The organism is Candidatus Cloacimonadota bacterium (genome assembly GCA_034722995.1).
Lineage (GTDB): Bacteria > Cloacimonadota > Cloacimonadia > JGIOTU-2 > JGIOTU-2 > JAGMCF01.
Map to the genome: position 1 here is coordinate 41,890 of JAYEOL010000032.1, position 20,102 is coordinate 61,991.

Genomic DNA, 20,102 nt, shown 5'->3' on the forward strand with positions numbered 1-20,102 from the left:
AGTTCCATACCAATAAAATTGTGGTATCCTGCATCTATATTAAAAATGATGTCATCTCTAAATAATTTCATCACGATATATCAGGATTGGCTCTTGCTTATTCAGATTAGGAGTAATTTATGAATGAACTTAAAGTAAAAATATCTGGCTTTGGTGGACAAGGTATTATTCTTTCTGCATATATTGTGGGTAAAGCTGCTTCAATCTATGATGGTAAGCATGCTTCTATGACACAAGCCTATGGACCCGAGGCAAGAGGTGGTGCTTGTAGTTCTCAAGTGGTTATATCTTCTTATGAAATTGACTATCCGCTTGTAGATACCGCAGATGTATTAATTGCTCTATCCCAAGAAGGATATGATACATTCTTCCCAATTTTAAAAAAAGATGGAATTTTACTTTACGACTCAGACTTAGTCACACATCTTAAATCTAATACAAAGGTAATACCAAAACCAATACCAGCCACAAGAATAGCAGAAAATTTAGGCAAAACTATCGTGGCTAACATTGTGATGCTTGGCTTTGCAACTACTCAAGCCAAAATTGCTACACCTGAAGCAATGAAAAAATCCATAAAAGAATCCGTTCCGCAAAAATTTGTTGATTTGAATTTAACGGCATTTCAGATTGGATTGGAATATAAAGTGGATTAACTATGGCATATAAAATTACAGGAAAAAATATAAAAGATGATATAGTGGAAAAGGTTGAGGAAATATCCGGACAAAATGTATTTGAATGCTATCAATGCGGAAACTGTTCGGCAGGTTGCCCTGTTGTTGATTATATGGATATTGCTCCACATCAAATTATGCGCCTTGCTCAGTTAGGAGCAACTGAGGAAATCTTAAACTGTGAAACAATATGGATATGTTCTGCTTGTCTGCAGTGCTCAACCCGATGTCCAAAAGGAATTGATGTTGCAAAAGTTATGGAAGCTTTCCGCACAATAAATTTGCGAAAAAGACTGGCACCATTAAATCCTGATGAAATTGCCGAGAAAGACCTAAAAGAACTGCCTCCGATTGCTTTGGTTGGTGCATTTAGAAAAATGACAGGATAAAGAAACGCCACAGATGCACGGAGAACACAGAGTAAGATAATTAAATATGCTCCATTTTAAGAAAAATAAGCATTGTGGAAATATTGAATATTAATTTTAAATAATTCTCTGTGCCTCTGTGTCTCCGTGGCAAACATAACTACAAGGAAAAAATTATGAATCTACCTTATTATCCCGGCTGCACATTAAAAACAAATGCAAAGAATTTTGAAGATTCTGCAATGAGAGTAATGGAAGTTTTAGATTATCCATTAAAAGAGATGGAAAATTGGGTCTGCTGTGGCACTGTATTTTCAATGACAAGTGATGACCTGATGCTCCAATTAGGTGCAATTCGCAATCTTTTACGAGCCGAAGAACAAAATCTGAAGGAATTGATAGTTCTATGTAGTATGTGCTACAATACTTTGAAAAGAGCAAAACAATTCATTACTGAAGATGAAGAGAATCTAAACAAGGTTAATGACCTGATGTATAAAGAAAACATCCGTTATAAAGGAACAGTTGATATTCATCATCTTTTAAGCATACTTCGTGATAGAGTAACTTTTGATGCAATAAAAGAGAAAGTCAAAAAGCCGTTATCCTCGCTAAAAATTGGGGGATATTACGGATGTTTTCTTGTAAGGCCAAAAGAATTTGCAATAGATGATTTTGAAGACCCAAGCATTATTGAGGACTTGCTTACATTATTAGGTGCAGATGGTATTGAATTTCCATATCGTCTGGAATGCTGTGGTGCTTACCAAACTGTAACAAAAAAAGATGTAACTGCTATGCGAACTTATGAGATAATCAATTCTGCTAGAAGGGCAGGATGCGAAGCAATAGTTACATCTTGCCCATTATGTGCGTTTAATCTTGACCAAAGACAGAAAGAAACCGCAAAAGAATTTGTAGAATTTGAACATATCCCTGTCTTTTACTTTACAGAATTGATGTCTATTGCATTAGGCTGTGGCTGGGATGAAAATTGGACAAAACTTCATTATGTTAATCCTGAACCATTACTAAAAGAAAAAGGTTTAATATAAGCCACGAAGAACGCGAAGAATCGCTAAAAGATTAAAAGAAACGGTCAAATTGGTGATAGCTTCTTGCTTCAATATATCAAAACCATTATTAGAAAAAGTTTGATGTAAGCAAGTAAGGACGCAAAGTAAGGCTAAAAAAATGAACAAAGACTTGTTATATGCGAAAGAAGTCTACAGAATAATAGGGGCAGCAATTGAAATACATAAAGAACTTGGTCCGGGATTCTTAGAATCAGTCTATGAAGAAGCAATGGTAATTGAATCAAGCAAAAGACAGATACCATACGAAACGCAAGTTAAGATATCGGTTTACTATAAAAACCAAAAATTAAAAAAAGAGTTTATAGCTGATTACATTGGATATGACAAAATCATAGTTGAATTTAAGTGTATACCTAAATTAACAAAGGTAGAAGAAGCTCAGATAATAAATTATTTAAAGGCAACAGGAATAAAAGTTGGAATATTAATTAATTTTGGTAGTCATGGAAAATTGGAATGGAAAAGGTACATCAGAACATTTATTGAAAACAAAAAGGATCATATAAGCCACGAAGAACGCGAAGAATCGCTAAAAGATTAAAAGAAACTGTCAAACTTGGTGATAACTTTCATATATCAGAACAGTTCAGCTTTTCGTATTTCTCAGTGTTCTTGGTTGGCTAAAAAAAATATTTTAACCTTTCGTATTTCTTAGTGTTCTTAGTGGCTAAATATATAAGAGGATAGAATGAAACGAATCGGAGTTTTTATTTGCCATTGTGGTGAAAATATTGCTGATACTGTTGATGTAGAAAGGGTTGCCAAAGAAATCGGCAATTATAGCGGAGTTGTTTATAGCACTGATTATACTTTTATGTGTTCTGACCCCGGGCAGAAAATTATAAAAGATGCAATAAAAGAGAAAAAATTGGATGGGGTAATTGTAGCAAGTTGTTCACCCACAATGCATGAAGCAACTTTTAGGAAAGCGGCCGCATCTGCCGGATTAAATCCATATCAATGTGAAATAGCCAATATTCGTGAGCAATGCAGTTGGGTTCATTCTAACAAAGAAGAGGGTACAAAAAAAGCAATTCTTATCATAAAATCTATGATTGAAAAGCTAAAATTGAATGAATCATTATACCCAATATCTTCACCGACAAATAAGAATGTGTTAATAATAGGTGCTGGAATTGCCGGGATACAAGCGGCATTGGACATTGCTGATGCAGGACATAAAGTTTTTTTAGTGGAAAGGAGACCATATATTGGTGGGCATATGATTCAATTATCAGTAACCTTTCCAACTCTTGATTGCTCGCAATGTATTTTAACACCCAAAATGGTTCAAGTTGACCAGAGTGAGAATATTGACCTCTTCGTTAATAGCGAAATAGAATCAATTGATGGTGCTGTGGGTAATTTTAAGGTCAAAATTAAGAGAAAAGCACAATATATAAATCCTGATATATGCACTGGTTGTGGGGATTGTATAGATGTTTGTCCAGTACTTGTTCCGGATGAATACGAGGAAGGGCTTTCATATCGCAAAGCAGTTTATATGTCGTTTGCACAGGTGATTCCATATACATATACATTGGATATTGATAATTGTTTGGGATTAAACCCTATTGCTTGTGGGAAATGCAAAGATGCCTGTAAGGAAGATGCTATCAATTATGACGCAAAAGATGAAATTATTGAAAAAGATGTTGGGGCAGTTATTGTTGCAACTGGATATGATTTATATCCTATGGAAAATATCGGAGAATATGGTTATGGAAAATATCCAGATGTGGTTAGTGGACTGCAGTTTGAAAGACTTATCTTTGCGGTTGGTCCATCAGGTGGAAAAATGCTACGACCATCGGATGGAAAGCCGGTAAAGGAAATTGCTTTTATCCAATGTGCTGGATCACGGGACCCGGAGAGACATCTTTCTCATTGCTCAAAAATATGCTGTATGTATACAGCCAAACAGGCAAAGATGTTTAAAAATAAGGTGCCGGATGGACAGTCATATATCTTTTATATTGATATTAGAGCTACTGGAAAAGATTATGAAGAGTTTATTCAAACAGCTCAATTGGAGCAAAAGTTAGTTTATATCCGAGGTAAGGTCTCCCGTATTTATAAAGAAAATGGTAAGATGATTATCAATGCTTTTGACACTCTCTCCGGCAAGAAAATTGAAGCAAAAGTGGATATGGTAGTTCTCGCATTAGGAATGATACCAAGTTTTGGAACTGATGAACTGGCAAGAAAACTTAATCTTTCAGAAGGAACATCTGGATTTCTGACAGAAGCACATCCTAAATTAAGACCGGTAGAAACCGTTAATCCTGGATTTTTCCTTGCCGGAACATGCCAGGCGCCAAGAGATATACCTGAAACTGTTGCACAGGCCTCTGGGGCGGCTTCAAAAGCGTTATCATTATTGGCACATGATACTATAGAAAAATCGCCAGTTGTTGTGAAAGTTGATGTTGAAAAATGTACCGGATGTGGAGATTGTGTTAAGAAATGTCCTTTTGATGCAATTACTATTGATAAAGTTCAAAATATCGCGGTAATTGATGAAATGAAATGTAAAGGATGTGGCTTTTGTATTCCAGAATGCCCTGAGGATGCATTAGAACAAAAGAACCTCTCTGACCGGCAAATCTATAATATGATAGATGGCATATTAGAGAAGGATAAGCAGATTGTAAAAGGTAAAGAATTTGAGCCTAAAATTGTGTGCTTTTTTAGTAATATTGGTGCTTATCAGGCCGCAGACCTTGCTGGTATTGGAAGAATGGAATATAAACCAAATGCTTTAATAATTAGACTTCTTTCAATTTCAATGTTAGACGACAAGCACATTTTATATGCTTTAAAAAATGGTGCTGATGGCGTGCTTATCAGCGGAAGTCATCCGGGTGAATCACCTTATCCTGGAGCAAGTAAGAAAACAAAAGAAAGAGTAGATGCTCTTAAAAATAAAATAAAAGAGGCAGGACTAAATCCTGAGAGAATAAAATTAGAATGGTATGCAGGAAGACAAGCAAAAGGATTCGCTGGTTTCGTAGATACATTTGTTGAATATCTTAAAAAGCAGGGTCCGGTCCAGTCAGAAAATTGGAAGACTTTAAATTAGAATAAATTTCTGTTAGCAAAGATAAGAAATTGATAAATTCTTCCGAGTTTTTATAAAGAAAATTTATATGGAGGATTGATAATGTCAGAGTCAGAAAAAGATAAAATGGTTAAAATCTATATTTTGGGCGAGGGCTTTGATGTGCCTGCTGGCTCAACTATTGTTACTGCAATGGAATATGCCGGATTTCAATTAACAACTGGTGTTGGCTGTAGAGAAGGCTTTTGCGGCGCTTGTGCAACCCTATATCGTGAAAAAGGTGACTATAAATTACAGGCAGGTCTTGCCTGCCAAACTGTGGTTTCTGACGGAATGTATATCGCACAGATACCATTTGTGCCTGCTGAAAAACCTATCTATGACATTACAAAACTAACGCCTGATATTGATTCTATTAAAACACTTTATCCAACTGTATTCCGTTGCGTATCTTGTAATACTTGCACTAAAGCCTGCCCACAAGATATAGAGGTTATGGACTATGTTCAAGCATTAATAAAAGGAGATATTGCAAAGGCAGCAGATTTGTCATTTGATTGCATTCGCTGTGGACTTTGTGCATTAAGATGTCCCTCTGAAATTGTACAATACAATGCCGGAATTTTAGCTCGTCGCCTTACAGGAAGGTATCTCCTCAAAAAAAGTCCTGACCTTGAACCCCGTGTGAAAGAAATCGCTGAAAGAAAATTTGATAAAGAACTTGAAAAATTAATGAGAACAGACAAAGAAAAAATAAAAAAATTATATTATGAAAGAGAAATAAAACTCGGATAGATTTAATGAAAGATTGTCCCGACCTGTCGGGATCCCGATTCATCGGGGAAGGATTGGAAATGCTAAATTTTGCAAAAATTTTAAGATCTATACGAACCTTTTAATTTTTATAAATCTTTAAAAAAAATTATTAATTAGGAGAGGCTATGTATCCAGAATATATGCAAGAATCAATAAAAAATGTTGAGAGAACAAGACCTGCAAGGTTAAAATTAGCAAAGTCAGGAAAGCAATTATTCCCTCGTATGTCCGCAGAAGAAAGGGATGTAGTTCTAAACAAATTTCACCCAGATTACAAAACAAATGCAAGACGGGAAATAAGAATAGGTCCAAATAAAGGAGAAAGAATAACAACAAAAGTAGCTGAACTTCTTGAGACCTACTCAAGAATTAATCCAGCAGACTTTGATTTATCCCATCCTGATTATGAGACGGATGTGTTGGTAATAGGTGCTGGTTCTGCAGGATTCTCTGCTTCTATACTTGCTTCAGAAAATGGGGCAGATGTAATTCTCGTTACTAAACTCAGAGTTGGAGATTCAAACTCAATGATGGCTCAAGGTGGCATTCAAGCTGCAGTCAGACCTGACGATTCACCTGTTTTACATTATTTAGATGTTATTGGTGGAGGTCATTTTGATAATAAACCCGAGTTAGTTAACGCATTGGTTTCAGATGCTCCGGATGCAATAAAATGGTTGCAAGACATGGGGGTTATGTTTGATAGAAATCCTGATGGAACAATGTTTACGAAATCGGGTGGTGGAACTTGCAGACCACGAATGCACTCTGCCAGAGACTATACTGGTGCAGCTATCTGCAGAACTCTGCGTGATGAGGTTTATAACAGACCTGATAAGATTAAAATCCTTGAACATCAACCTGCTGTGGAGCTAATAAAAGATAGTGATGGACGCGTCGCAGGTGCGGTCCTTTATCATCTTGAAAATAAAGAATATTTTACTGTTAAAGCCAAGGCTACAATCCTTTCTACAGGTGGGTTTGGCAGACTGCACATACAGGGATTTGAAACCACAAATCACTACGGCGCTACCGCAGATGGTCTGGTAATGGGCTATAGGGCTGGCGCAAACTTATTATATATGGATTCTGTCCAGTATCATCCAACCGGAGCTGTATATCCACTGCAAATTATGGGATTTCTATGCACAGAAAAATTGCGCGGAATGGGTGCACAGCCTGTAAATAAAAATGGTGAACTCTTTGTATATCCTCTTGAACCAAGAGATATAGAGGCTTCATCTTTCATACGGGAATGTACAGAGAGAGGAAACGGAATAAAAACTCCATCTGGAAATGTAGGAATCTGGCTGGATACTCCACTTATTGAACAGATAAATGGCGAAGGAGCAATTAAAGAAAATCTACCTGCTATGTTAAGACAGTTTGGTCGCTTTGATGTGGACATAACAAAAGAGCCGATGCTCGTTTATCCTACTTTGCATTATCAAAACGGCGGAATAGAAATAAACGACCATTGCGAAACAAAGTTGCCTGGACTTTATGTTGCTGGCGAGGCTTCTGGCGGGGTGCATGGTAGAAATAGATTAATGGGCAATTCACAATTAGATTTAATAGTATTTGGCAGAAGAGCTGGTAAATATGCGACAGAATATGCAAAAGGTGCAAAACTTGGCAAATTGAATTTAGACCATGTTTACGAATATGAAAAAGAAGTAGAAAAATTTGGTATTGATAGGAAAAATATCTCCCCAATGGTTCTACCTGACTATATTCCAGAAGCAGTGAAAAAGAGACAGTATACTGCCCACTATGAAGGAACGCTTAGATAACAAATTTCTAAATCCGAAATTCTAAATCCGAAATAAGTTCAAATTTACCCTGTGAACTAAAATGCAAAATAATAAACATTATGATTTAGAAGAACGTCCGCCAGTTGGCGGATTGCTAAGAGGGTTAGAAATTTAGTTAAGAAAATACCAAAAACAATGTCAAATTTAGAATATGGAAAGCAGTTAATAAGATCTTCTAGTTCTGTTGGAGCAAATTACACTTGCCCCGTTAGATAAAACTTAATGATGGGTAAGCAGATTAATAAAATTGTTGCCAATAAGTATATAAACTTGTGGTTTAATACAAGGAGTAATTATCTAACGGGGTGAAAAGCAAATGAATCATTAAGTAAAAAAGATTTTCTAATGCGGATAAAGATTTGTCGCAAAGAATCTAAAGAAAGTACATTTTGGTTAAAATTATGTGAAGTAAAAAATGAAGCAGAAGAAAAAGAGAGAAAATTTCTAATAGGTGAAGCAACTGAATTAATGAAAATATTTGGATCTATTGTTGCCAAAGCAAAATAACAATAAGTTTTAGAACTTTTTAAATTTTGGTTATTAGAATTTTGAAATTGTTTAGTCCCCGATTAAATCGGGGATAGAAATTAGAATTTAGAATTTGTAAATTGGAGGAATAAATGCCAAAACCGAAGATAGCTTTTTATTGGTGTGCTTCTTGCGGTGGATGTGAAGAAGCCATAATTGACTTAAATGAAGATATACTTAAAGTAGCTGATTCAGTTAATATTGTCTTCTGGCCCTGCGCTATGGATTTCAAATATGCTGATGTACGAAAAATGAAAAAAGATGAAATAGATGTCACATTCATAAATGGAGCTATTCGCACAGATGAACAAGAAGAAATGGCAAAACTACTTAGAGAAAAATCAAAAATAATTGTATCTTTTGGAGCTTGTTCACAATTAGGAGGAATCCCAGGATTAGCTAATTTTTGGGATAGAGAAACCATATTTAATTCTTCTTATGGCAAGAATTGTCCCTCTATTGATAATCCAGAAGGAATCACACCTCAGACAGTTTCAAAAGTGCCTGAAGGGGAATTAACCTTGCCTGCCTTTCATAACACAGTAAAGACTACTGACTAGGTTATTGATGTGGATTATTATCTTCCAGGTTGTTCTCCAGCCCCATACTTAACGATGAAAGCTATCAATACAATTTTATCTGGTGAATTACCTCCAAAAGGCACAGTCCTTGCTCCAAATAAAGCTTTATGTGAAACTTGCTCTCTTAATGAAACCAAGCCGGAAAAATTATCAATAGAAAAGATAAATAGAATTTCTCTTGTTGAGGCAGACCCGGAAAAATGCTTCCTTGCACAAGGAATTATTTGTATGGGACCAGTAACTCGCTCTGGATGCAGCGAAGAGGGAGATGGCAGATGCATTAAAGCTAATATGTCCTGTCGTGGATGTTACGGACCAATCTCTGAGGTAAAAGATGTAGGTGCCAAGATGATTTCTGCTCTTGCCTCTATTCTCGGTCTTGAGGGTGAAGAAAATATGAGCGAGGAAGAAGTAGAAAAACTAATGTCCCAAGTTGTTGACCCAGCTGGTACTTTCTATCGCTTTTCTTTGTCAAAATCACTGTTGATGAGGAAAAGGAATGATAAACATTGATAGAAGAAAAACGAAAAATAGTCTAATAAATAATTCCCCTCCGTCTGGAATTCTGTCTCCCGATATATCTGGAGACAAGACTGATTAGAGAAGCAAGCCGTAGCCAGAAATGAAGTGAAATTATCTATTTTGCATATCTCATATAGTCATTATGAAAAAAAGGAGAAATAATTAATTATGAAAAAAATATCCATAAATCCAATTACCAGATTAGAGGGACATGGCAAGATTGAAATCTTCCTTGATGATGACGGAAATGTTAGTAATGCATATCTGCAAGTACCCGAGTTACGAGGCTTTGAACAATTTTGTATTGGTAGGCCCGTTGAAGAACTGCCAAGAATAACTCCCCGTATTTGTGGCGTTTGCCCTATGGCACATCATATGGCATCTACTAAAACTGTTGATGCAGTATATAATATAAAACCAACTCCAACTGCTGTAAAATTACGCAATTTAGTTTATGATGCTTATATTATGGAAGACCATCTATTGCACTTCTTCTTTTTAGGGGGACCTGACTTTATTGTAACCCCATCTGCTCCACCGGAAGAAAGAAATATCCTTGGTGTTATTGGAAAAGTCGGATTAGAAATCGGCACAAAAGTTATTGCCACAAGAAGAAAAATCAGGGAAATTGTAACTCATCTTTCTGGCAGAATTATCCATCCAGTTGGAGGACTTCCCGGCGGTGTTTCTAAGAATTTAATTGAAGAAAAAAGAAAAGAATTCCTAAAGTATGCAAAACAAGCATTAGAATTTGCCCAAGAATCCATTAAAATCTTTAATGATATAGTTCTTAAAAATGATAAATATTTGGATTTGATTGTCGGAGATATTTATAAACATAAGACCTATTATATGGGTTTAGTAGACGAAAACAACAAAGTTAATTTCTATGATGGGAAGGTTAGGGTTGTAGACCCAGAAGGCAAGGAAATTCTAAAATTTGAAGCAAAAGATTATCTAAAATACATTGCAGAACATGTTGAGCCCTGGAGTTATATGAAATTTCCATTTCTTAAAAAAATTGGTTGGAAAGGATTTGTTGATGGGAAAAATAGCGGTGTGTATCGCGTTGCCCCTCTTGGAAGATTGAATGCCTCTAATGGCATGGCAACTCCTATTGCACAAGTTAAATATGAAAAAATGTATGATAAATTAGGCGGAAAACCTGCTCATAATACACTTGCCTTCCATTGGGCAAGATTGATTGAAGTAATCTATGCTGCTGAACATATGGTTGAGTTATTAAAAGATAAAACTATTACTTCACCAGATATTCGTAATCTTCCTACTGGGGTTCCAAATGAAGGTGTTGGTATAACAGAAGCAGCTCGTGGAACTCTATTCCATCATTATAAAACCGATGAAAATGGCATTGTTACTGCCGTTAATCTGCTCGTTGCAACTGTTGCGAATGCAGCTGGAATGTCAATGTCAATTGCAAAAGCGGCTCAGAAACTTATAAAAAATAGTAAAGTTAATGATGGCTTGCTTAATATGGTAGAAATGGCATTCCGAGCTTATGACCCCTGCCTTGCCTGTGCTACTCATTCTTTGCCGGGTAAAACTCCTCTTATTGTGAATATACATAATAATGCTGGGAATATAATAAAAACTATTAGGAGAGACTGAAATTCGCCACTGTCAGGGAATGGCCCCTGACGGCTCCTTTTTACTGTCCACTTGTCTGGGCGTAGCCCGTCTTGGCTCGGGCCAAGCCGAGACAGGCCATCCGAAGCACGGCAGAGTCGTCACGGACCATTCCGTGACGAAAGCCCAATTCTATATTTTTCCACATATTTTGTCCGAAGGATCTGCCCGCCAGAGGCGGATCTGTCCTCCGAAGGAGGATCTGCCTTCGGCATGACCTTTGGCATGAAAAGAGAACCTAAACTTTAAATTATCCTCCAAAGGAGGATCCACCTTTGGCGGAAAAATTATTAATTTTGTATGAAGACACTATTTCTTGGACTTGGCAATCCGATTCTTACTGATGATGGAGTCGGAATTCGTATCGCAAAAGAAATTGGAGAAAAATGTAAAAATGTTGATGTGGCTGAAGCAAGTGCGGCTGGTTTTAGAATTATAGATGAAATTATTGGCTATGACAGATTAATAATTATTGATTCAATAAAAACTGGCAAAGCAAGACCTGGAACTCTTCATAAATTTTTAGTAAACGATTTTGCAAAAACTCTCCATCTTTCAACTCCTCATGATATTAGCCTTTTTGAAGCTTTTAAAGTAGTGAGAAAAGAAAATGTAAAACTCCCCTCACAAATTGAAATCTATGCTATGGAAGTGGAAGACACCTCAACCTTTTCTGAGAAGTGCACAGAACTTGTTGAATCTGCAATTCCAAAAACCGTTCAACAAATTATGAAAGAGCAAAATCTGACATAAAACTGAATTACTGATTTTAAATTTTTTATAATAGATGCAAAATTTGACATAAAATAACAAGAAATTTTTTTAGGAATTTAGTGGGGCTGTAGCTCAGTTGGGAGAGCATTTGTCTGGCAGACAAAAGGTCACGGGTTCGAGCCCCGTTAGCTCCACCATCTTTCGCACATTTATTTCATAAATGAGCTTCAGATGGCAAGCCATATTTTTTTTATTCATTCCATTGAAGTCTAAATTCAATTATTCAGGGTGAAAGATGTCTTCCGTAGTCTATATTCTCTATATCAATGCTCCAGCGTAGAATAAGTTGACGGAGGAAGACACTATTAGTTAAAAATAATGTATTATACTTACATAATTGAAAGTAAAACAGTCCCAACTAAAAAGTATATTGGCTATACCTCTGATTTGAAGAAACGATTAAATGCTCACAATTCAGGAAATTGTAAATTCACATCAAAATATAAACCCTGGAAAATTAATACTTATATCGCTTTCATTGATAGAGAAAAAGCTATGAAATTTGAGAAGTATCTTAAATCTGGTTCAGGACATGCCTTTACAAAAAAACATTTCTAAATGAAATTAAAATAAAACATCCCTTTAAAACCAGCCTCTCCGCTGTCATTCCATATAATTTGGGAATGCATTTGATTTCATGCTTTTTCTAGCAATCTGGGTTTTGCCATAAACCTACAGTGTTTTTATTGACAAAAAATTCTATAAAATATTTCTTTATTTTAAATCTCTTATGCTTCATAATTAGAATAGGATTTGGAGATATTGATAATAATAACTTAATGAAAAATACATGTCCCCGATACATCGGGAGACAAAGGAGAACGAATCCCGATTTATCGGGATGAGTCAGAGTTATCAAATTTTCTCTGTGTTCTCTGTGTCCCCGCCTGCCAAAGCCTTGTGCGGCGGGCAGGTCTGCGGTGAAGATTTTCAATGAAGAATAACTATGGACAAAAACACAGCAAAACAACAAATCGCCAAACTAATTGATAAATACAAACGACTTTTAGAAGCAGGTAAGGTCAAATCATATAACGAAGCTCAAACTCGTAATGAATTTATTGAGCCTTTTTTTCAGTTTTTGGGCTGGGATATGCGAAACCTTGAATACGAAAACGAGGTTACCACTGAGGAAAATGTTTCAAAAGGAAGGGTTGACCTCGCCTTTAAAATAAACAACATTCCAGTAATGTTTTTAGAAGCAAAGGCTTTAAAGATTGACCTTGATGAATGGAAATGGGCAGAACAAGCTATTAACTACAGTTGGAACAAAAGTGTAACCTGGGCAGTGCTTACAGACTTTGAAGGTATCAAGATTTTCAATGCGGAGATACCACCCAAAGGACTTTCTGATAACCTCTTTTTTGAACTTTCCTGGCAAAATTATTTAGATAGATTTAACCAACTCTATCTTTTATCAAAAGAAAGCTTTGAGCAAGGATTACTCTCCAAAGAAGCGGAAAAATGGGGTAAACTCATAAAAAGAAAGCAGGTTGGTGAAAAACTCTTTGAAGATCTAACTAATTGGCGTGGATGCCTTACCAAACAGTTTAAAAAGAAAAATGAACTCACAGAAGAAGAATTAGACGAAGGTGTGCAGAGAATCATTGACCGTTTAATTTTTATCCGAACTGCAGAAGACCGAAACATAGAACCAAATATTTTGCTTTCTCTTCTAAGAGGTTGGAAAAGTTCTGGAAAGAAAAAAAGCCTATATAAACAACTTGTAAAAATCTTCCACAAATTTGATGACGGCTACAACTCAAAACTGTTTGCTCCCCATTACAGTGAAAAATGGGAAGCAGATGACAAAGTGTTTATTGATATTATTCAAGGACTTTACAAAACAAAAGATGGCTATAGATATGATTTTTCTGCTATTTCTGCTGATGTGTTGGGTGGCATTTACGAGCAGTATTTAGGATATGTGCTGAAAAAAGTAAAAAAGAAATCAGCAGCAGAGGCAAAGCGAGCAAAACGAAAATCTCAAGGAATTTTTTACACGCCAAAATATATTGTGGATTCCATCGTTACGCAAACACTGGGCGAAGTTTTACGAAAAACAAAGAGAAAGGATATTCCGAAAATCAAGGTGCTTGACCCTGCTTGCGGTTCTGGCTCTTTTTTGATTGCCGCTTATGACAAAATTCTGGAAACATTAGAAAAACAAAATCCACAAATTAGTTTGTTTACCAAGTTTGATATTTTGAAAGATAACATCTACGGTGTTGATTTAGACGAGCAAGCAGTAGAAATTGCCCAGCTTAATTTGCTTTTAAAAGTCCTTACTCAAAGGGCAAAACTGCCGACTTTGCAGCACAATATTCGTATGGGAAACTCTCTGGTATCTGGCAATGCAGAAAGTCTTGAGCCGTATTTTGGCGAGAAATGGCAGAAGCAAAAACCATTTAATTGGAATGAGAAATTTAAAGAGGTATTTTTACCTACCAAAGTTTCAACAAAGGCAGATGAACAAGGTGGTTTTGATGTGGTAATAGGGAATCCACCGTATATATTTGCTCGCGGTAAAAGTTTCTCCAATCAAGTAAAAAAATACTATTATGACCAGTATGAACTTGCTGAATATCAGCTTAATACTTATCTTTTGTTTATTAATCGGTCATATAAATTGCTAAAAGATGGTGGATATTTTGGCTTCATTATTCCAAATACATGGCTGACGATTGATACTTTTTCAAATTTAAGAAAATTCCTGCTTGAACAAACTGGAAGTCTTCAAATAATAAACATTTACGACAAAGTATTTCAAGATGCAAATGTTGATAATTGTTTGTTGATTTTCAAGAAAGGCAGACGAAGCAAAGTTACTCTCGGTGAATTTAGAGAAGGAAAACTTGAAATTGTGGGGAAATTCTTGCCAGATCTTTTTAGGAGCAATAATCACATTATCAACATTTCTTTAGCTAAAAATAAAGAAAAGATGAAGATTTTGAAAAAGATTGAAAAGAAATCAAAGCAGTTGAGCCTTTATTCAACAGTTAAAGCTGGGTTAAAAGCCTATGAAACAGGAAAGGGAAATCCTGTTCAAACGGATAAAATGAAAAATAATAGAATTTATCATAGCAAAGAAAAAGTTGATGAAAGTTATGTTAAATATCTTGAGGGACGAGATGTTAAACGTTATCAGATTAGTTGGAGCGGTTGGTGGTTGAAATATGGAAAATGTTTAGCAGCACAAAGAAAAGAAGAATTGTTTACAACTCCACGCATTTTAGTGCGACAAATACCTTCTCCTCCTCCTTATTCTATCAATGCCGTTTATACAGAAAAATATTTATTAAACGACATTAACAGCATGATTATTTTTAAATTTGTGAATGTTGAGCCTTTGTTTATTTTAGCAGTTCTGAACTCTCGTGTTACAACCTTTTGGTTTACAAACACTTTTGATAAATTCCAGCGTAAAACATTTCCTCAATTTAAAGTTAAAGAGCTTGCGATATTCCCAATTCCACAAGCCAGTAAGAACGAGCAAGAAGAAGTTGCCAAGAAATCACAACAAATGCTTAATCTCAATAAAGAATTGCAAGCAACTTCAGAAAATACAGATAAGTGGAATCGGCTAAAAGAGAAAATAGAAAGGCTTGACCAAAAAATTGACCAAGAAGTTTATAAACTTTATGGACTTACTAGAGAAGAAATCAAAATAATTGAGCAGGAAAGATGAAAAAAAATCTGCGTTCTCAATATAATTAAAAGTAATAAATGGATAAATCAGAAACCAAAAAGTCTCAATTCAAAGAATTGAAAAGAATAATTATTTTCGCATCAGCCTGCATAGCAATTTATACTTCTTGTTTTGGTATTTTGTTTGCATTAAAAGTACCAACGAAAAATTGTTTATTATTGCCTTTAATTCCAATAATATCAATCTTAACATTTTATTATCTCACTAAAATTATAATTTATTTTATTGAAGAAATCAATGAACCTATTGGTGTGCGTTATACAAATAAAAAAGGTGAAACCAAACTTTTAAAACCAATTCCTTTATTTTTCTTTTGGTTAAAATATAAAATTAAGTATAAACTTAAACGTAAATCAAAAGTGTAGTTGCCTATTAAATACTCTGAAACTAGCGGTACTTCGTTTGAGGTCATTTTTTGGTTTTTAGCTAATTTTAGTTTTTTACTTTTGTTTGACCAGATGTTTTAGAATAGCACCTTAGCATATGGTTAGATATACAAATAGATAAATTCGCTATAGGGTTTGTTGTCTTTTAATTGGAGACTTTAATTGAATGAATAGATTAATTATTCTTGGTATATTTATACTTATTTTTTTAATTGGTTTAGTAAAGCTATTACACACAAAAATAAAATTGACTGAACAATCCCGTTTTGCAGAAGAATTTTTAAATAAATTTCGAGAATATTTATCTAGCAGTGGCAAAGACACTAAAACATATGGATGGTTAATACATAGATCATCTAAAGCACAATCTGAAATGGGAACAGTTGCTGTGTTAAAAATTTACAGACCACCATATCAAAACTTTGCAATAAAAAATTATCAGATTATTCTAGATATGATATCTGACCTAAGATATGCATTTGAGAATATGACATTTAATTCAAAAATGGTAAGCCTTTACGGGGACACAATTCAAGAAGCAATTATTCGATATTTGGGTATTTTAGATGATAAATACAATGATCATATGAAATCCTTAAAAAATCCTATCATCTGGTTTAGAGAAGGTATCCAAACAATAGTCATTTTCCCCATCACTTTACTACATTGGTTCGGACTATTTAATAAATCGACATTAAATTCTCTTTCAGATAATTTTATTTTTAAGGCTTTCTCAGTATTAATTGCATTTATTGAATTTTTTGGTTCTATTATTTCAATAATACTGGGTTGGGAAGAATTTCTGAAATTAATAAAATCCTTATTACATATTGGTGCCTAAAATACTTCAGGCTGGTTCAAGTTTATAGCTTGTCAAACCTGTGGCATCATGCCAGCGGCAGATCCCGACTTGTCGGGAGACCTTAAGAAATTTTTTATATTATAGAAATAATAATAGATCATATAAAAAATGAAATATATTTCTCAACCCTATACACCAAAGTATACAAAACTGTTAACTTTGGTGCATATAAATGAGAATAATCTGTTTAGAAAACGATATAAAAATGAAATATATTTATTTATCTTATAAACTAAACATAACAAAATTGTTAAGGATGGTGCATTAAAATGAGAATATCACTTATAGAAGAGCTTGCTAAAATCATGCCCAAGGTCATGCCATAGGCAGATCCTCATTTGGAGGACAGATCCCGACTTGTCGGGAGATCCTTTGGAAAAGATATTCAGTGGTAGGTTCATTATGGAATGGTCTGTGCTCCGTAGTCCCGATATAATCGGGACGAAGGATGAATCCATGACGGCTCCTCGGACAATGGACCAAAAAAGAGATTTTCAAGGGAAATATACATCTCCCCGACGCATTGGGGACTCAAAGGAAAACAAAAATTTCACAGATTATTTTTGGAGTCGGCAAGTTCATCCTTCGGAGTCCCGACCCGTCGGGACGGAGAATGTATCTCTTGCCGAATTCGGCCAAGAGACCTCCCAATTAAATTGGGAGCTACTCCATAAAGGGATTTTCAGGTGAAAAAAGTCATTGTAACACGCTTACAAAAAATTGAGCAAGAAGAGAATGTAAAGATATTATATGCGGCATGCTGGTTCAAGTTTATAACTTGAATCATAAAGTTTGGATAAAGGCAAAGAGATTAATTGGTTGTAAAACAAATGGTTCAGATTACAAATCTGAACCAGCACAGTCCCTATTGCAGAACAGCAATTTTATTCATTTCCGCCAGAGGCAGTTCATTCGGAAACCTTCACCACCTTAAAAATATATCTCTCTGTACCCAGCGTTAAGCCTTTGTGGCCACCGCTCAAAGTAATAACAATTTTATTTTTATCTTAAAATCACCATCTTTCTTATTTCAGAATAATTACCACTTACTTTTATTTGATAAAAATAAATACCAGAACTTACTTGATTACCGTTATCGTCTTTTCCATCCCAAACCACTTCGTTAATTTTTAATTTATAATTTCTAATTTTTAATTTTTTTACTAGTTGTCCTTTCACATTATAAATTTTTATTCGTGCCTGCCGGGGCGTATCCGCCGGCTGGCGGAGAAGACCGGTGGCTAAATGAAATGAAATGGTTGTTGAGGCACCAAATGGATTAGGATAATTCTGATAAAGCGTAATTACAGATTGTGGTTCCGGCTCTGGTTCTACACTCACAGGTGGAGCGCCAAATTCATAGCAGCCCATATCTACAATTGCTGTTCCTGTATTATCTCCGTCCCAGATGCGAACATTTCTATCTAAATCATAGTCCAAAATAACATAATCATTCAAACCAATATCAATACAAGGACTTATATCTTGCAAATGATAATCAAACGGGTCTCCAGCAGCAAACAGTGGGTCTGCATCAATATTTCCCTCACCGGACCATCCACCTTGAATATCTGAATATTCAGCGATTAAATCTGCTGTAGGAGGAAATATCTCCTGTGGAGTATCTCCCCAGAAAATGCTATTCCGAACATTTACTGTAGAACTGTAGACAAAAATTCCACCAGCAAAGGATACTGCTGAGTTATTTGCAATTGTACAATTTATAAAATCTGGATTTGAAGCATTTGAATAGATTCCTCCGCCAATTCCAGAGGTGCTTGTTGCAGAATTATCTGTTATTAGACAATTTACAACCTGTGAATTAGCTGAAGTAAGATAGATTCCTGCACCGCGTTTTGCAGTATTTCCTGATACAATGCAGTTTTCAATAATAGGGCCAACTTCACTCAAATAGAGTCCCCCACCATATTGGGAAACCTCATTATTCAATAGCAACACATTTCTTACCTCAAGTGAATTACAGGTATATGAGCATATTCCTCCACCATATTCTGCTGAATTATCTGAAATATCACAATCAATTATTGCAACTGAATCACAATCAGTTATGTAAACTGCACCTCCATTATTGGAAGCATTGTTATTGGAAAAACTACAGTTTTTAATTAATGTTGAGGGATTTGAATCTACAAAAATTCCAGCAGCAATATTAGCAGAATTTCCATTAAAACTACAACTATCAATAACTAAATTATTATTCTGGACGGTTCCAATAGCGCCGCAAGATGCTGCACCACAACTGATAAATTCACAGTTATTAATGAATAGATTTTCACTATTTGAACTAAAAACTGCTCCACCACCAGATTCAGAAACACAATTTTCAAATATACAATTTTCTATTCTTGCAGATGCATTCTCGCAGTTTATACCGCCCCCATTTCCAAAATTATTAAAATTGGTGAAGGTAAAACCACTAACAATAGAAAAATCATTATTACTTATCTCAAAAGCAAAACCAGCATTCTCACCATCAAGAATGCAATTTTCAGGTCCATATTCAGAAATTACTGTTACATTTTTACCATCAAATGAGATGTTCTTATTTAGCATTCCAGAATACACCGCATCTGCAATAAGTAAGGTGTCACCATCATAAACTGCTTCCATTCCGTCGTGCAAATTCGTATAGTCTCCGCTTCCATCAGGATTAACATAGACCACATAGCCGCCACCTGTTGCCACATCAATGTAATTTATCTTTGTTTTCGTTGCAGTAAGATTACATGCATCGGTAACAGTCAGAGATACCGTTTTCTTGCCCGGTATTTCATAGATATGCAGTGGATTCTGTTCTGTGCTTGTTTCACCATCTCCAAATTCCCAGAACCAGTCAACTATTGAGTCAACGACTGAATTACTTACATCAGTAAATTGAACGCTCAAAGGCATAATTCCATAAGTAACATCTGCTGAAAATTCTGCTACAATTATATCAGATTTTTCATAAATTCTCACATCATCAATATACACACCTTCTGCAACATCTCCTTCATCACTTACAAATCTGAAGCGTAAAGTCAATTCTGTTCCCGCAGGATATTGTGATAAATCATAGTTATATTCAAGCCAATCGTTTCCTGTGGTAAGTGTTCCTAAAGCTCCGCCACTCCCAATAAAATCCAGGTCTATCCATCCGGAACCATCGTTAATTTCAGCATAAAATCCATCAGTTCCATAATTAGGAAATTCATACCAGCACCAGAATGAAAGCGTTGCATTCTGTCCAATTGTAAAAG

Annotated in this window: 14 protein-coding genes, 1 tRNA gene and 2 pseudogenes; 16 read left to right on the forward strand and 1 reads right to left on the reverse strand. The window is 35.3% G+C overall.

What is annotated here, in order from left to right; genetic code table 11:
• Positions 1 to 119 precede the first annotated feature (119 nt).
• The 16 genes and pseudogenes from U9R23_04350 (at position 120) to U9R23_04425 (ending at position 16,821) form a co-directional block, all read left to right on the forward strand.
• The gene (locus U9R23_04350; protein MEA3475656.1) at positions 120 to 656 is read left to right on the forward strand and encodes a 2-oxoacid:acceptor oxidoreductase family protein; all 537 of its coding nucleotides are present in this window, start codon (positions 120 to 122) and stop codon (positions 654 to 656) included.
• Between the two features lie 2 nt (positions 657 to 658).
• Positions 659 to 1,066: a 4Fe-4S dicluster domain-containing protein gene (locus U9R23_04355; protein MEA3475657.1), complete on the forward strand. Its 408-nt coding sequence runs from the start codon at positions 659 to 661 to the stop codon at positions 1,064 to 1,066.
• A 155-nt stretch (positions 1,067 to 1,221) separates the two neighbouring features.
• Complete coding sequence (locus U9R23_04360; GenBank protein ID MEA3475658.1) at positions 1,222 to 2,100, forward strand: CoB--CoM heterodisulfide reductase iron-sulfur subunit B family protein; 879 nt, start codon at positions 1,222 to 1,224, stop codon at positions 2,098 to 2,100.
• Between the two features lie 139 nt (positions 2,101 to 2,239).
• Positions 2,240 to 2,683, forward strand: coding sequence for a GxxExxY protein (locus U9R23_04365; GenBank protein MEA3475659.1), 444 nt, complete (start codon positions 2,240 to 2,242; stop codon positions 2,681 to 2,683).
• A gap of 147 nt (positions 2,684 to 2,830) precedes the next feature.
• Entirely contained in the window at positions 2,831 to 5,224 is a 2,394-nt protein-coding gene (locus tag U9R23_04370) for a hydrogenase iron-sulfur subunit (protein MEA3475660.1), read from the forward strand.
• Positions 5,225 to 5,305: 81 nt separating this feature from the next.
• Entirely contained in the window at positions 5,306 to 5,998 is a 693-nt protein-coding gene (locus U9R23_04375) for a 4Fe-4S dicluster domain-containing protein (protein ID MEA3475661.1), read from the forward strand.
• A gap of 146 nt (positions 5,999 to 6,144) precedes the next feature.
• A complete protein-coding gene (locus U9R23_04380; protein MEA3475662.1) occupies positions 6,145 to 7,812 on the forward strand; it encodes an FAD-binding protein in 1,668 nt (555 codons plus the stop codon).
• 156 nt (positions 7,813 to 7,968) lie between these two features.
• A pseudogene (locus U9R23_04385) lies at positions 7,969 to 8,340 on the forward strand (four helix bundle protein).
• Positions 8,341 to 8,453: 113 nt separating this feature from the next.
• Positions 8,454 to 9,455 (forward strand): annotated as a pseudogene (locus U9R23_04390) (oxidoreductase).
• Between the two features lie 177 nt (positions 9,456 to 9,632).
• Entirely contained in the window at positions 9,633 to 11,093 is a 1,461-nt protein-coding gene (locus tag U9R23_04395) for a Ni/Fe hydrogenase subunit alpha (GenBank protein ID MEA3475663.1), read from the forward strand.
• 318 nt (positions 11,094 to 11,411) lie between these two features.
• Complete coding sequence (locus tag U9R23_04400) at positions 11,412 to 11,864, forward strand: hydrogenase maturation protease (protein MEA3475664.1); 453 nt, start codon at positions 11,412 to 11,414, stop codon at positions 11,862 to 11,864.
• A gap of 82 nt (positions 11,865 to 11,946) precedes the next feature.
• Positions 11,947 to 12,022: transfer RNA gene (locus U9R23_04405), tRNA-Ala, on the forward strand.
• 181 nt (positions 12,023 to 12,203) lie between these two features.
• Positions 12,204 to 12,443, forward strand: a complete 240-nt coding sequence (locus U9R23_04410) for a GIY-YIG nuclease family protein (protein MEA3475665.1) — start codon at positions 12,204 to 12,206, stop codon at positions 12,441 to 12,443.
• A gap of 388 nt (positions 12,444 to 12,831) precedes the next feature.
• Complete coding sequence (locus tag U9R23_04415; GenBank protein MEA3475666.1) at positions 12,832 to 15,573, forward strand: N-6 DNA methylase; 2,742 nt, start codon at positions 12,832 to 12,834, stop codon at positions 15,571 to 15,573.
• 38 nt (positions 15,574 to 15,611) lie between these two features.
• Positions 15,612 to 15,959 carry a hypothetical protein gene (locus tag U9R23_04420; GenBank protein MEA3475667.1) on the forward strand — a complete coding sequence of 116 codons (348 nt, stop codon included), beginning with the start codon at positions 15,612 to 15,614 and terminating at the stop codon, positions 15,957 to 15,959.
• Between the two features lie 187 nt (positions 15,960 to 16,146).
• Positions 16,147 to 16,821: a hypothetical protein gene (locus U9R23_04425; GenBank protein MEA3475668.1), complete on the forward strand. Its 675-nt coding sequence runs from the start codon at positions 16,147 to 16,149 to the stop codon at positions 16,819 to 16,821.
• Positions 16,822 to 17,844: 1,023 nt separating this feature from the next.
• On the opposite strand, the gene U9R23_04430 is transcribed toward U9R23_04425, so the two are convergent.
• Positions 17,845 to 20,102: right-handed parallel beta-helix repeat-containing protein (locus U9R23_04430; GenBank protein ID MEA3475669.1), on the reverse strand; the 2,258-nt coding region annotated here is incomplete at its 5' end.

Bases quoted from the DNA above. Each gene is read 5' to 3' on its own strand.
- U9R23_04415 (MEA3475666.1), top strand. From the start codon at position 12,832: ATGGACAAAAACACAGCAAAACAACAAATCGCCAAACTAATTGATAAA.
- U9R23_04425 (MEA3475668.1), top strand. From the start codon at position 16,147: ATGAATAGATTAATTATTCTTGGTATATTTATACTTATTTTTTTAATT.
- U9R23_04400 (MEA3475664.1), top strand. From the start codon at position 11,412: ATGAAGACACTATTTCTTGGACTTGGCAATCCGATTCTTACTGATGAT.
- U9R23_04395 (MEA3475663.1), top strand. From the start codon at position 9,633: ATGAAAAAAATATCCATAAATCCAATTACCAGATTAGAGGGACATGGC.
- U9R23_04410 (MEA3475665.1), top strand. From the start codon at position 12,204: ATGTATTATACTTACATAATTGAAAGTAAAACAGTCCCAACTAAAAAG.
- U9R23_04375 (MEA3475661.1), top strand. From the start codon at position 5,306: ATGTCAGAGTCAGAAAAAGATAAAATGGTTAAAATCTATATTTTGGGC.
- U9R23_04370 (MEA3475660.1), top strand. From the start codon at position 2,831: ATGAAACGAATCGGAGTTTTTATTTGCCATTGTGGTGAAAATATTGCT.
- U9R23_04360 (MEA3475658.1), top strand. From the start codon at position 1,222: ATGAATCTACCTTATTATCCCGGCTGCACATTAAAAACAAATGCAAAG.
- U9R23_04365 (MEA3475659.1), top strand. From the start codon at position 2,240: ATGAACAAAGACTTGTTATATGCGAAAGAAGTCTACAGAATAATAGGG.
- U9R23_04380 (MEA3475662.1), top strand. From the start codon at position 6,145: ATGTATCCAGAATATATGCAAGAATCAATAAAAAATGTTGAGAGAACA.
- U9R23_04420 (MEA3475667.1), top strand. From the start codon at position 15,612: ATGGATAAATCAGAAACCAAAAAGTCTCAATTCAAAGAATTGAAAAGA.
- U9R23_04350 (MEA3475656.1), top strand. From the start codon at position 120: ATGAATGAACTTAAAGTAAAAATATCTGGCTTTGGTGGACAAGGTATT.
- U9R23_04355 (MEA3475657.1), top strand. From the start codon at position 659: ATGGCATATAAAATTACAGGAAAAAATATAAAAGATGATATAGTGGAA.